The sequence below is a fragment of the Microbacterium sp. CFBP9034 genome (assembly GCF_034045255.1).
Taxonomy (GTDB): domain Bacteria; phylum Actinomycetota; class Actinomycetes; order Actinomycetales; family Microbacteriaceae; genus Microbacterium.
Genome location: NZ_JAXCWC010000002.1, coordinates 814,565 through 826,938 on the forward strand (window position 1 = coordinate 814,565; position 12,374 = coordinate 826,938).

General features: G+C 69.8%; 12 protein-coding genes. 5 read left to right on the forward strand and 7 right to left on the reverse strand.

Features of this window, described 5'->3' with window-relative positions; translation table 11 throughout:
- Window positions 1-60: 60 nt before the first annotated feature.
- Entirely contained in the window at window positions 61-699 is a 639-nt protein-coding gene (locus tag SOM19_RS15080) for a DNA-directed RNA polymerase subunit beta (protein ID WP_320487403.1), read from the forward strand.
- 211 nt (window positions 700-910) lie between these two features.
- Window positions 911-1,798 carry an aminodeoxychorismate lyase gene (locus SOM19_RS15085; RefSeq protein ID WP_320487404.1) on the forward strand — a complete coding sequence of 296 codons (888 nt, stop codon included), beginning with the start codon at window positions 911-913 and terminating at the stop codon, window positions 1,796-1,798.
- A 140-nt stretch (window positions 1,799-1,938) separates the two neighbouring features.
- On the opposite strand, the gene pstB is transcribed toward SOM19_RS15085, so the two are convergent.
- The 7 genes from pstB to SOM19_RS15120 form a co-directional block, all read right to left on the reverse strand.
- On the reverse strand, window positions 1,939-2,718 hold the full coding sequence (gene pstB / locus SOM19_RS15090) for a phosphate ABC transporter ATP-binding protein PstB (protein WP_320487405.1): 780 nt from the start codon (window positions 2,716-2,718) through the stop codon (window positions 1,939-1,941).
- A gap of 41 nt (window positions 2,719-2,759) precedes the next feature.
- Window positions 2,760-3,866 carry a phosphate ABC transporter permease PstA gene (gene pstA / locus SOM19_RS15095; protein WP_320487406.1) on the reverse strand — a complete coding sequence of 369 codons (1,107 nt, stop codon included), beginning with the start codon at window positions 3,864-3,866 and terminating at the stop codon, window positions 2,760-2,762.
- 1 nt (window position 3,867) lies between these two features.
- The gene (pstC, locus tag SOM19_RS15100; protein ID WP_320487407.1) at window positions 3,868-4,818 is read right to left on the reverse strand and encodes a phosphate ABC transporter permease subunit PstC; all 951 of its coding nucleotides are present in this window, start codon (window positions 4,816-4,818) and stop codon (window positions 3,868-3,870) included.
- Window positions 4,819-4,893: 75 nt separating this feature from the next.
- Window positions 4,894-6,003 (reverse strand): phosphate ABC transporter substrate-binding protein PstS, encoded by a 1,110-nt coding sequence (gene pstS, locus SOM19_RS15105; protein ID WP_320487408.1) that lies wholly within the window; start codon window positions 6,001-6,003, stop codon window positions 4,894-4,896.
- Window positions 6,004-6,220: 217 nt separating this feature from the next.
- On the reverse strand, window positions 6,221-7,159 hold the full coding sequence (locus SOM19_RS15110) for an NUDIX hydrolase (RefSeq protein ID WP_320487409.1): 939 nt from the start codon (window positions 7,157-7,159) through the stop codon (window positions 6,221-6,223).
- On the reverse strand, window positions 7,156-9,318 hold the full coding sequence (locus tag SOM19_RS15115; protein ID WP_320487410.1) for an RNA degradosome polyphosphate kinase: 2,163 nt from the start codon (window positions 9,316-9,318) through the stop codon (window positions 7,156-7,158). Before SOM19_RS15115 ends, SOM19_RS15110 begins: the two co-directional genes overlap by 4 nt.
- 83 nt (window positions 9,319-9,401) lie before the next feature.
- On the reverse strand, window positions 9,402-10,097 hold the full coding sequence (locus SOM19_RS15120) for a response regulator transcription factor (RefSeq protein ID WP_320487411.1): 696 nt from the start codon (window positions 10,095-10,097) through the stop codon (window positions 9,402-9,404).
- 135 nt (window positions 10,098-10,232) lie between these two features.
- On the opposite strand from SOM19_RS15120, the gene SOM19_RS15125 reads away from it, so the two are divergent.
- The 3 genes from SOM19_RS15125 to ygfZ all read left to right on the forward strand — a co-directional run bounded on the left by SOM19_RS15125 (window position 10,233) and on the right by ygfZ (window position 12,372).
- Window positions 10,233-10,523 carry a hypothetical protein gene (locus SOM19_RS15125; RefSeq protein WP_320487412.1) on the forward strand — a complete coding sequence of 97 codons (291 nt, stop codon included), beginning with the start codon at window positions 10,233-10,235 and terminating at the stop codon, window positions 10,521-10,523.
- A gap of 134 nt (window positions 10,524-10,657) precedes the next feature.
- Window positions 10,658-11,266: a nitrobindin family protein gene (locus tag SOM19_RS15130; protein WP_320487413.1), complete on the forward strand. Its 609-nt coding sequence runs from the start codon at window positions 10,658-10,660 to the stop codon at window positions 11,264-11,266.
- Window positions 11,266-12,372, forward strand: a complete 1,107-nt coding sequence (gene ygfZ / locus SOM19_RS15135) for a CAF17-like 4Fe-4S cluster assembly/insertion protein YgfZ (RefSeq protein ID WP_320487414.1) — start codon at window positions 11,266-11,268, stop codon at window positions 12,370-12,372. The genes SOM19_RS15130 and ygfZ overlap by 1 nt, the downstream gene beginning before the upstream one ends.
- Window positions 12,373-12,374: the final 2 nt, after the last annotated feature.

The following is a 12,374-nucleotide window of genomic DNA, read 5'->3' on the forward strand; positions in this document are numbered from 1 at the left end:
TGGATGGTCGGCGCGCCCGAACGGGCGCCCGTCCTGGTGGCCGCCGGTACCCTGGATCGGGTGAGCGATGAGTCCAGGGAGTTCCACAAGCCCGTCAGACGCCCCGCCGAACTCTTCGACCGGCTGTTCGCCGCCGAGGACCCGGCGGAGGTGTCGCGGGTCGCCCATTCGACCGCGCACGCCTTGCTCGCTCGCGTGCGAGCGGAACCCGACGGCGAGGTGGTCGACCGCCTTGTCGCGTTCACCGACGAGAACGGCATCGACGACATCGCCGAGCTCTGGTCCCGTTCGCCCGCCAAGTCGCTGCCCGGAGCCCTGTGGCGGCTGTACCTGCTGCAGCTCTCGATCCACGACGACCCGCGGACGGCCGCGCTCCTGTACGAACGCGGTCGCACAGCACTCTCTTCGGCGGACGAGGTCGTCGCGGGGGCGCCGACGCCGGCCGGACCCGACGAGCTGGTGGCGCTCATCGACCAGATCCTGCGCGGCCTCTTCGAAGGCGACTTCGCCGTCGCCCTCGACCGAGCGGCGGCGTTCTGCCGCGTGCAGGCGTCGGGTGCGATACACCTGGCCGACGACTACGAGGCAACCGAGCCCGAGCGCGCGTCGACCTTCACCACGAGGGCGCTGCGTCTCGCGGACTACGCCGTCGATCTCACCGCCTGCGCGGCGCTGTGGCGCCGTGACGCGCTGACCTGAGCCGGTGCCGGAGCCTGCTCCGAGACGCCCGCTTCGGGGGCGTCGGCATCTTCGCCGCCCCCGGGAACGGAAGTGCCGGGCCGCAGAACGCCTCTCGGCGCGGAGCCGCTCGCGGCGGCAGATTTTGGAGCCCGGGGTTACTGCGGCCCGGCCGATCCAGTGTAACCGAGGAGAGAGCGCGGGCATTCCCGGACAGCCTAGGCTCGGGGGCATGACCTGGCGTTTCGCGCTCGTGATCGAGCCCGCGGCATCCGATGACCGTCGAACCGAGTTCGCCGAGACCTTCCGCGTGATCGATCCCTCGGCGCCCGCGCTCAGTGTGGGCGAGCTCAGCACCCAGCGCGGCGACGGGATCTTCGAGTCGATCGGCGTGGTGGACCGGCATCCGCAGGAACTCGTCGCCCATCTCGATCGGCTCGCGCACTCCGCGTCGCTGTGCGACCTTCCCGTGCCGCACCGGGAGCAATGGCGCCAGGCCGTGACGGAAGCAGCGACCCATTGCCCGCCGGAGGGGGAGGGCGTCATCAAGCTCATCCTCAGCCGTGGGGTCGAGCACGGCCCGGCTCCGACTGCGTGGGTCACGGCGGCGGAGGCTCCTGACAACACTGCGGCGCGCGAGCGGGGCATCCGCGTCGTGACGCTCGACCGCGGCTACGGCATCGACACTCCCGCCCGGGCGCCGTGGCTGCTGCTGGGAGCGAAGACGCTGTCGTACGCGGTCAACATGGCGGCGATCCGCGAGGCCAAGCGGCGAGGGGCCGATGACGCGATCTTCGTGACGTCCGACGGCTTCGTGCTCGAGGCGCCGACGGCGTCGCTGGTGCTGCGGCTGGGGGACCGGTTCGTCACGCCGGCGCCCAACGGCGGGATCCTCCACGGCACGACGCAGCTGAGTCTCTTCGAGCACCTCGCGGCGGAAGGCCATGAGACCGCGTACGAGACCGTCCCGGTGGGCGCGCTCGCGAAAGCGGATGCCGCGTGGCTGCTGTCGAGCGTGCGCCTGGCCGCGCCGATCACCGCGATCGACGGAGTCGAAGTTCCGGTCGACGCGGAGCTGACGGCATCCGTCAACCGCTACCTGCTCAGCCCGCGCGACTGATCCTGCGCCCGCGGACCGGTCTTGCGACCACGAGCGGACCGGATTCAGGAAACACGCCGCCTGAAGCCGCCCTCGGGCCGCACTGCACGGCGCGTCTCCTGAGCCGACACGGGCCGCCGTGGGCCCGGCTGCGGTAGCGCTCAGCCGAAGCGGCCGGAGACGTAGTCCTCGGTCGCCTGAACCGTGGGCGTCGTGAAGATCGACGTCGTGGCGCCGTACTCGATGAGCTTCCCGGGCTTGCCGGTGCCCGCAATGTTGAAGAACGCCGTCTTGTCGCTCACCCGCGAGGCCTGCTGCATGTTGTGCGTCACGATGACGACGGTGTAGTCGTTCTTGAGCTCGCCGATCAGCTCCTCGATGGCGTAGGTCGAGATCGGGTCGAGCGCCGAGCACGGCTCGTCCATGAGGATCACCTCGGGCGACACGGCGATCGCGCGGGCGATGCACAGACGCTGCTGCTGGCCGCCCGAGAGTCCGGAGCCGGGCTTGTCGAGGCGGTCCTTGACCTCGTTCCACAGGTTCGCGCCCTTGAGCGACTTCTCGACGAGCTCCTCGGAGTCGGACTTCGAGATGCGCTTGTTGTTGAGCTTGACGCCCGCCAGCACGTTCTCCTTGATCGACATCGTGGGGAACGGGTTCGGGCGCTGGAACACCATGCCCACCTGCCGGCGCACGAGCACCGGATCGACGTTCGCGCCGTAGAGGTCGTCGCCGTCGAGCAGCACCTCGCCCTCGACGCGTGCGCCGGGGATGACCTCGTGCATGCGGTTGAGGGTGCGTAGGAAGGTCGACTTGCCGCAGCCCGACGGGCCGATGAACGCCGTCACGCTGCGCGGCTCGATCTCGAGCGAGACGCCTTCGACGGCCAGGAAGTCGCTGTAGTAGACGTTCAGATCATTGACTTCGATGCTCTTGGACACGATTCCTCGGATTCGATTCGGGAAGTTGGGGGGGCGGCGCGTCAGCGGCCCAGCTTGGGGGAGAAGATCTTCGCGACGAGGCGCGCGACCAGGTTGAGGAGCATCACGATGAGGATGAGGATGAGCGCGGCGGCCCAGGCTCGATCGTGGTAGGCCTGCACCGGGATGCCCGCGTTCATGTACTGCGTGTACGCGAACACCGGCAGCGTCATCATGCGGCCCTCGAAGAGGTTGTAGTTCATCGAGGTCGCGACGCCGGCGGTGAGCAGCAGGGGGGCGGTCTCGCCGATGACGCGCGAGATCGAGAGCATGACACCGGTCGTGATGCCGGCGATCGACGTCGGCAGCACGACCTTGGTGATGGTCAGCCACTTGGGCACGCCCAGGGCATAGGCCGCCTCGCGCAGCTCATTCGGGACGAGCCGCAGCATCTCCTCGCTCGAGCGCACCACGACCGGAATCATGAGCACCGAGAGCGCGATCGATCCCATGATGCCCATGCGGATGCCGGGGCCGAGGAACAGCGCGAAGAGGGCGTACGCGAACAGGCCGGCGACGATCGACGGGATGCCGGTCATGACGTCGACGAGGAACGTGATCCCGTTCGCCAGACGCTTGCCGGCGCCGTACTCCACCAGGTAGATCGCGGTGAAGATGCCGATCGGGATGGAGATGACGGCAGCGGCGAGCGTGATGAGGAGGGTGCCGACGATCGCGTGCAGGGCACCGCCGCCCTCGCCGACGACGTTGCGCATCGAGCTCGTGAAGAACTCGGCGTTGATGCCGGCGATGCCGTTGACGAGGACGGTCCACGCCACCGACACCAGCGGCACCATGGCGACGCCGAAGGCCACGGCGACGACGCCCGTGACCAGGCGGTCGACGCCCTTGCGCCGGCCCTCGACCACGCTCGAGACGGCGGTGATGAGGATCAGGTAGACGAGGGCCGTGACGACGGCCCAGCCGGCGATGCTGAAGCCGGCGTCGCCGGCCATCGCGAGAACCGCGAACACCAGCGCGGTGAGCGCGGCGCTCGCTCCGAGCATCCCCCACGGGGCCCATCTCGGAAGACGGCCGCTCGTGAGACCGTGATGCTCGCGCACCACGCTGGGCGGTGGCGCCTGCGGGGGAGCGGTAACGGTGGTCATGTCAGTTGGCTCCCGAGAATTCCTTGCGGCGGCTGACGATCCAACGGGCGATCGCGTTCACGGCGAAGGTGACGATGAAGAGGATGAGACCCGTCGCGATCAGCACGTTGATGTTCCTGCCGAATGCCTCGGGGAACGAGAGCGCGATGTTCGCGGGGATGGTGTTCGGGTTCTCGGCGGTGAACAGCTGGAAGGTGATGATGCCCGACGCGGAGAGCACCATGGCGACGGCCATCGTCTCGCCGAGGGCACGACCGAGGCCGAGCATCGAGGCCGACACGATGCCGCTGCGGCCGAACGGGAAGACGGCCATGCGCACCATCTCCCAGCGCGTGGCGCCCAGGGCCAGTGCGGCCTCCTCGTGGAGGACCGGCGTCTGGAGGAAGATCTCGCGGCAGATGGCGGTGATGATCGGGACGACCATGACCGCGAGCACGATCGCCGCGGTGAAGATGGTTCGTCCGGTCTGCGAGACCGTGCCGGCGAAGAGCGGGAACCAGCCCATGTTCGCGTTCAGCCATTCATAGACCGGCTGGACGGCGGGGGCGAGGACGATGATGCCCCAGAGGCCGAACACGACCGAGGGAACGGCGGCGAGCAGGTCGACGACGTAGCCCAGGCTCTGCGCGAGCCGGCGAGGCGCGTAGTGCGAGATGAACAGGGCGACGGCGACCGCGAGGGGGACCGCCATCAGAAGGGCGAGGAACGACGCCCACACCGTGCCGAAGGCGAGCGGCCAGACGTACTCCCAGAAGTTGCCGGAGAGGATCGACGCGGTCTCGCTCGTGGCGGTGAGACCGGGGACCGACTGGACGATGAGGAAGATCGCGACGGCGGCCAGCGTCACGAGGATCATGCTGCCCGCGGCCAGCGCGGTGCCCGAGAACCAGCGGTCGCCCGGTCGCTGCTTGACCGTGGCCGCCGGGGCTGCCGGAGCGGTGGTCGTCGTCATGGTGTCCTTCGGGTTCGGGTGGTGTTCAGGGCGAGACCCGGCCCGGCGATGAAGCCGAGCCGGGTCTCAATGGTCCTACTCCGTGACGATCGTGTCGATCGCCGCGTTGACCTTGTCGCGCAGCGAGTCCGAGATCGGGGCGCTGCCGGCGGCGGCGGCCGCAGCGTCCTGGCCCTCGGGGCTCGCCACGTACTGGAGGTAGCCCTTGACGATCGGCGCGACGGCCGTGTCGACGTACTCCTGGCACGCGATCATGTAGCTCACGAGCACGATCGGGTAGACGCCGGCCTCTTCCGAGGTGCGGTCGAGGGCGATCGCGAGGTCGCCGTCGGCGCGGTCCTCTTCGAACGGCGACGCGTCGACGATGGCCGAGGCGGCCTCGGGCGAGTACGTCACGAACTCGTCGCCGACCTGCACGGCAGCGGTCGACAGACCCTCTTCGGCGGCACGCGATGCGTCGGCGTAGCCGATCGTTCCGTTGCCGCCCGCGACGGCACCGACGACACCCGAGGTGCCCTGTGCGGCTTCACCGCTGCTGAGCGGCCACACGCCGTCGGGCTCGTACGTCCAGACGTCGGGCGCGGCCGCGAAGAGGTAGTCGGTGAAGTTCTCGGTCGTGCCCGAGTCGTCGGCGCGGTGCACCGGCGTCACGGGGGCGTCCGGAAGCTCGACGCCCGGGTTGAGGACAGCGATCGCCTCGTCGTTCCAGTTCGTGATCTCGCCCGCGAACAGGCCGGCGATCGTGGCGGCATCGAGGTTGAGCTCGTCGACGCCCTCGAGGTTGAAGATGACCGCGATGGGGGAGATGTAGGTCGGCAGCTCCACGATGCCCGTGCCCTCGACGCAGCCGTCGAACGGGCCGGCCTCGATCTCCTCGAGCTTGAAGGGACGGTCCGAGCCCGCGAACGGGAAGGCGCCGGCCTGGAACGACTCGCGGCCCGCGCCGGAGCCGGCGGGGTCGTACGTGACGTCGACGTCGGGGTTCGCCTGCTGGAAGCCGGCGGTCCACGCCGACACGGCGACCTCCTGCGACGACGCGCCGCCACCGGCGATGGCGCCGGAGAGGTCGGAGACGGGGGCGTCGCCCGAGGGCTCGCCCGAAGGCTCGTTGGATGCGCAGCCGGCGAGGGCGAGGGCCGCGACTGCGGCGACAGCGCCCACCTGGGCGATGCGGGAGATCTTCACTGTGTGAATCCTTCACGTGTCAGGGAATTGAGGCCCGGGAGGGCTTCGGGTATGAGCCCGGTGCAGGGCTCGCACTGAAACGTAGGCGGGGACTCTTACGAGAGTGCGCTCCCACGGTGAACGGAAGGTGAACGAGCGCGGACGGGCGCGCCCGCGGCGCTCGAACGCGACCCGAGCCGTTCACCTTGGCCCGCAGCACCCGGTGCCGGCGGGGGCGTCAGACCTTCGGCGTGTGCGTCTCGATGGCGACGATCCCCGACCCGGGGTTGTCGACGGAGAGATGGACGACCGAGAAGGCGGCGGGTTCGAGGGCGGAGGCGCTGCCCAGGTACGATCCGCGCAGGGTGCCGGTGGCGAGCGCGATCTCGGTCAGGATCTCGGGAAGCACCGGTCCGTGGCTGCAGAGCACGGTGGGCTTCCGGGCGCGGACCCGCTCCCCGACCACGGTGCGAGCGTCGGAGGCGCCTTCCTCCCACGCGTCCTGGCTGATGAGCGCCGACTTCTCCACCTTGCGCCCGGTGGCGGCCGACAACGGCGCCACCGTCTTGACGCAGCGAGTGGCCGGGCTGGAGATGAGCTTGCGTGCGCCGAACGCGAGCAGTGGCCCGACGATCGAGTTGGCCTGCTTGCGCCCGCGGGGGGAGAGCGGGCGCGCGGCGTCCTTGCCGTCCCACTCCTCTCGTCCGAGCGCCTTGGCGTGGCGCAGCACGATGAGGGGGAAGGTGCGCAGGACGCCTTCGTCGACCATCCGCAGGAAGTTCTCGAGGATCTCCACGTCCACCGGGTAGCTGAGCCGGGACATCGCCTTCTTCGGCGTGACCCATTCCAGCGCCGCGATCTCCCGGTTCGGCACGAAGGCGGACGCGCGGATCGCGGCATCCGTCGCCTCGGCGGCCCAGTAGTGGACGATCTTCTGACGCTTGCTGGGCAGTCGGTACCGCGAGACGCCGACGGGCACGCCGAGGGCGACACGGATGCCCGTCTCTTCGAAGATCTCGCGGGCGGCGGTCTCGGCGAGCATCTCGCCGGGGTCGACCTTGCCCTTGGGCAGCGTCACGTCGCGGTACTTCGTCCGGTGGATCAGCAGCACCCGGAGCTTCTCGTCGACGACGCGCCAGACGACGCCTCCTGCGGCGTAGACGGCGGTATCCGTCATCGCACCGCGCGTGCGCGCCGGCGACGCTGCACGTTCGTCATGGTGCGGTCCTGGATGTCGACGAGGAGCTTCCCGTGCTCGTCCACGTTGTGGCGGGTCCATTCGCCGTCCGAGCCGAGGTGCCACGAGCTCGACGTGTCGCTCATGGCGAGGTCGAAGAAGTCCGTGAGCTCCTTCAGGTGCCCCGGCGCCACCACGCGCACGAGCGCCTCGACCCGGCGATCGAGGTTGCGGTGCATCATGTCGGCGCTGCCGAGGAAGAGCTGCGGATCGCCGTCGTTGTGGAACGAGAAGATGCGCGAGTGCTCGAGGTACCGGCCGAGGATGCTGCGGACGGTGATGTTCTCGCTCATCCCCTCGACCCCGGGTTTGAGCGAGCAGATGCCGCGCACCCAGACCTCGACCTTCACCCCGGCCTGGCTGGCGCGGTACAGCGCGTCGATGATCTGCTCGTCGACCATGGAGTTGACCTTGATGCGCACCTGCGCCGGCTTGCCGGCCTGGGCGTTGCGGCGCTCCTTGTCGATGAGGCGCAGCAGCCCCTTGCGGAGGTGGAGCGGGGCCACGAGGAGGCGCTTGAACTTCTTCTCGATCGCGTAGCCGCTCAGCTCGTTGAAGAGCCGGGTGAGGTCGCGGCCGACCTGATCGTCGGCGGTGAACAGGCCGAAGTCCTCGTAGATGCGACTCGTCTTGGGGTTGTAGTTGCCTGTGCCGACATGGCTGTAGCTGCGCAGCACGCCGCCCTCTTCGCGGATGACGAGCGCGAGCTTGCAGTGGGTCTTGAGGCCCACGAGGCCGTAGACGACATGCACGCCGGCCTTCTCGAGCTTGCGGGCCCACAGGATGTTGTTGGCCTCGTCGAACCGAGCCTTGATCTCGACCAGGGCCAGCACCTGCTTGCCCGCCTCGGCGGCGTCGATCAAGGCCTCGACGATCGGGCTGTCGCCCGAGGTGCGGTACAGCGTCTGCTTGATCGCGAGAACGTGCGGGTCCTTGGCCGCCTGCTCGAGGAAGGCCTGCACGCTGGTCGCGAACGACTCGTACGGGTGGTGCACGAGCACGTCGCCCTTGCGGATCGAGGCGAAGATGTCGGGACGCTCGTTGTTGTCGCCCGGCTGGAACGCCATCGCCGTCGTCGGCACGTGCGGCTTGAACCGCAGATCGGGGCGGTCGATCCGCAGGTCGAAGAGGCCCCGGAGGTCGAGCGGGCCGGGGAGGCGGTAGACCTCCTGCGCCGTGATGTCGAGCTCGCGGATGAGCAGGTCGAGCGTGAGCTCGTCCATGTCGTCGGTGATCTCGAGCCGGATCGGCGGCCCGAAGCGCCGCCGCAGCAGCTCGGCCTCGAGCGCCTGGATCAGGTTCTCGGACTCGTCCTCCTCGATCGCCACGTCCTCGTTGCGCGTCAGGCGGAACGCGTGGTGGTCGAGCACCTCCATCCCCGGGAACAGGTCGTCGAGGTGGTTGGAGATGAGCTCCTCGAGCGGCAGGTAGCGCACCCGCCCCTCCGCCGCCGGAGCTTCGACGAAGCGCGGGAGCATCGGCGGCACCTTGAGTCGCGCGAACTCCTGGCGACCGGTGCGCGCGTTGCGGATGCGGATGGCGAGGTTGAGCGACAGGCCCGAGATGTACGGGAACGGGTGCGCCGGGTCGACCGCGAGCGGCATGAGCACCGGGAAGACCTGCGCCTGGAAGTAGTCGTAGAGCAGCTCGCGGTCCTCGGGGCCGAGGGAGTCGTACGAGACGACGTCGACGCCCTCCGCCGCGAGCGCGGGCCGGACGAGCGACATCCACGCGTCGGCGTGGCGCAGCTGCAGGCGGTGGGACTCGGCGGAGATGTCGGCGAGCACCTCGGCGGGCGCGCGGCCCACGTTCGTCGGCACCGCGAGCCCGGTCACGATGCGGCGCTTGAGGCCGGCCACCCGGACCATGAAGAACTCGTCGAGGTTGCTCGCGAAGATCGCCAGGTAGTTGGCCCGTTCGAGGACGGGGAGGTTGGGATCCTCGCCGAGCTCGAGCACGCGCTGGTTGAAGGCGAGCCAGCTCAGCTCGCGGTCGAGATAGCGGTGGTCGGGAAGCTGCGCATCGACTTCTTCGGACTGGTCGAAATCATCGTCGTCCGCGTCGCCGAGCCCCGCGTCGAGCACCTCGTGTTCGATCATCCCCTCATCATTGCAGGGACACGTGACGAGAGTGTGAACCGCTCGTCTCCGCTTCGCTCCCTCAGGACCGAGCGGATGCCGCGCTACGCGTCGGTGCGCTCGCGCGAGGGCAGCTGATCGTCCTCGTAGACGTTGAAGCGATAGCCGACGTTGCGCACCGTGCCGATGAGCTGCTCCAGGTCGCCGAGCTTGGCCCGCAACCGCCGGACGTGCACGTCGACGGTTCGGGTGCCGCCGAAGTAGTCGTAGCCCCAGACCTCGCTCAGCAGCTGCTCGCGGGTGAACACACGCGATGGGTGTGTCGCGAAGAAGTGCAGGAGCTGGAACTCCTTGTACGTGAGGTCGAGCGGCTTGCCGTGCACCTTGGCCGAGTACGAGGACTCGTCGATGCTGATGCCGGACGTCTGGATGCGGGTCGAGACCTGCTCCTTGGTCATCCGGCCGACGGCCAGGCGCACGCGGGCATCGACCTCGGCAGGACCGGCGGTGACGAGGATGACGTCGTCGACGCCCCAGTCCGTCGACACGGCGGTCAGGCCGCCCTCGGTGACCACCAGCAGCAGCGGGGCGTCGAGCCCGGTCGTGTTGAGGATCTTGCACAGCGACTTGGCGCCGACGAGGTCGACGCGCGCATCGACGAAGATCACGTCGGCGCTCGGGGCGTTCACGAGCTGGGCGGGCTCCGCCGGGATCTGGCGCACGCGGTGACTCAGGAGTTCGAGCGAGGGCAGGACGGGCCCGCCTCCGTGTGTGGAGCTCAGAACGAGGAGCTGTGCCAAAGCATCGCCTTCCCGGCGCCGGGGAGCGCCGTCGTCCCAGTGTAGGGCGTGTCGGAGAGCGCGTTCTGCGCTGCGTCACGCGCCGCACGGCTGCGCGACTGTGCATGTTGCACCGTCGTGGGTGAGAATGGGGGCGTGGCCGTGCCCGAACTCGCTCCCCGCCGAACCATGGGCGGCATCGTCGCCGTGTGGGTCGTCGCCGCCGTGATCGGCATCGCCGTCGGCCTCTTCGCCGGCGACGAGTGGCGCGCGCAATGGCTCGCGGTCGGACTGGGCGGATGCCTCGTCCTCGCGTTCGCCGTCCAGCTGTGGTCCGGTCGGTCGCAGGGCTTCACCGAGCGCGTCGCAGCCAGCGCGCTGGGGGCACTCGTCGTCATGGGCGTCATCAGCCTGGGGTTCGGCCTGGCCGCGATCGTTCCCGGTTAGACTCGGCACATGGACCTCTTCGCGCTCGAAATGTTCTACGTGGGCCTTCTCGGACTCGCGTCGCTCGCCATCGCATTCGTATCGGTCGTGGTCCTCAAGAACCTGTACCGCGGCCAGCGCTGAGCGGCCCTGCCGTGTTCGATCTGCCGACGGACCTGCCCGCCGACCTCGCGCCGCTGTCGTGGCTCGTCGGTGTCTGGGAGGGCACGGGCGTCATCGATTACGCCGATCACGCGTTCAGCGGCGAGTTCACCCATCGCGTGAGCTTCAGCCATGACGGCGGCGACTACCTGAACTACTCGGCCAGTGCCTGGCTGCACGGCGACACCGCGGGAGCCGCCGACACGAGCATGCCGCTGGTCGCCGAGATGGGCTACTGGCGCCTCTCGCGGGCGGCGACGGACGCCGACGCCGGACCGGGCCTCCTGCCGCCCGTGACCACCGGGGTGGTCCGCACCGTCGACGACGTCGAGCTGCTCCGCAACCCGGAGGGCGGCTTCGACATCGAGGTCGCCCTGGTCCATGCCGACGGGGTGAGCGAGCTCTACCTCGGGCAGATCCGCGGGCCCCGGATCGACATCTCCACGGACGCGGTCGTGCGACCGGCCGGGGCGAAGGCCTATGCCGCGGCATCCCGCATGTACGGGCTCGTCGACGGCCACCTGCTGTGGGCGTGGGACATGGCGGCCCTCGGCCATGAGCTCGGCGCGCACGCCTCCGCACGCCTCGCGCGGGTGGAGTGATGAGCGCCCTGTTCGCGGGACTTCCCGGAGCCGTCATCGACGACTCCGGTCTGCAGCACGTGGGCAATCCCCTCGTCGAGCAGCGGGCGATCGCCGCGGGCGAGGCCGTCGTTCCGCTCGGCGATCGCGCGGTCATCGCGGTGCCGGGTGAAGACCGCCTGTCGTGGCTGGACTCCCTCACGTCGCAGGCGCTCGCAGCGCTCCCTCCCGGCGTCAGCACCGAGCTGCTCGTGCTCGACCCGCAGGGCCGAGTCGAGCACGCGGCATCCGTCATCGACGACGGCGAGACGACGTGGCTGATCGTCGATCGGGCGGATGCCGAGGGCCTGCTGTCGTGGCTGCGCCGCATGCGCTTCCGGCTCCGCGTCGACCCGCGCGACGCGACCGAGGAGTACGCCGTCATCGGCGGGACGACCGCCGCGCTCGAGCGGATCACCGCCGCGCAGCCCGCGTCCGTCCCGCTGGTGTGGATCGACCCGTGGCCGGCCGTCTCGCCGGGCGGCTACGGCTACGCCGCCGTCGACCCGCATCCGGGGGCCGATCGCGACTGGGCCGAAGCGCTCGTGACGCGGGAGGAGGAGCGCCGGATCGCGGATGCCGCGGCCGCGGGCGACCTCGCCGTGGCGGGCCTCATCGCCGCCGATGCGCTGCGCGTGGCCGCCTGGCGCCCTCGCTGGGGCGCCGACGTCGACGAACGCGTCCTTCCGCATGAGCTGGACTGGCTGCGCACGGCGGTGCACCTCAGCAAGGGCTGCTACCGCGGCCAGGAGACGGTCGCCAAGGTCCACAACCTCGGCCATCCTCCGCGCCGGCTCGTCGCGCTGCAGCTCGACGGCAGCGCGAGTGTGCTCCCCGCTCGCGGGGCGGTGGTCCGCGTCGGGGACGACGAGGTGGGCGCGGTGACGTCCACCGCCCTCCACTTCGAGGAGGGGCCCATCGCGCTCGCGATCGTGCGCCGCTCCACCCCGGTGGACGCGACCCTGCTGGTCGACACCGACGACGGGCCGATCGCGGCCGCGCAGGAGATCGTGGTGCCCCCGGAGGCAGGCAAGACCGCGAACGTCCCTCGCCTGCCGAGACTCGGGCGCCGGGCCGCGGCGACATGATC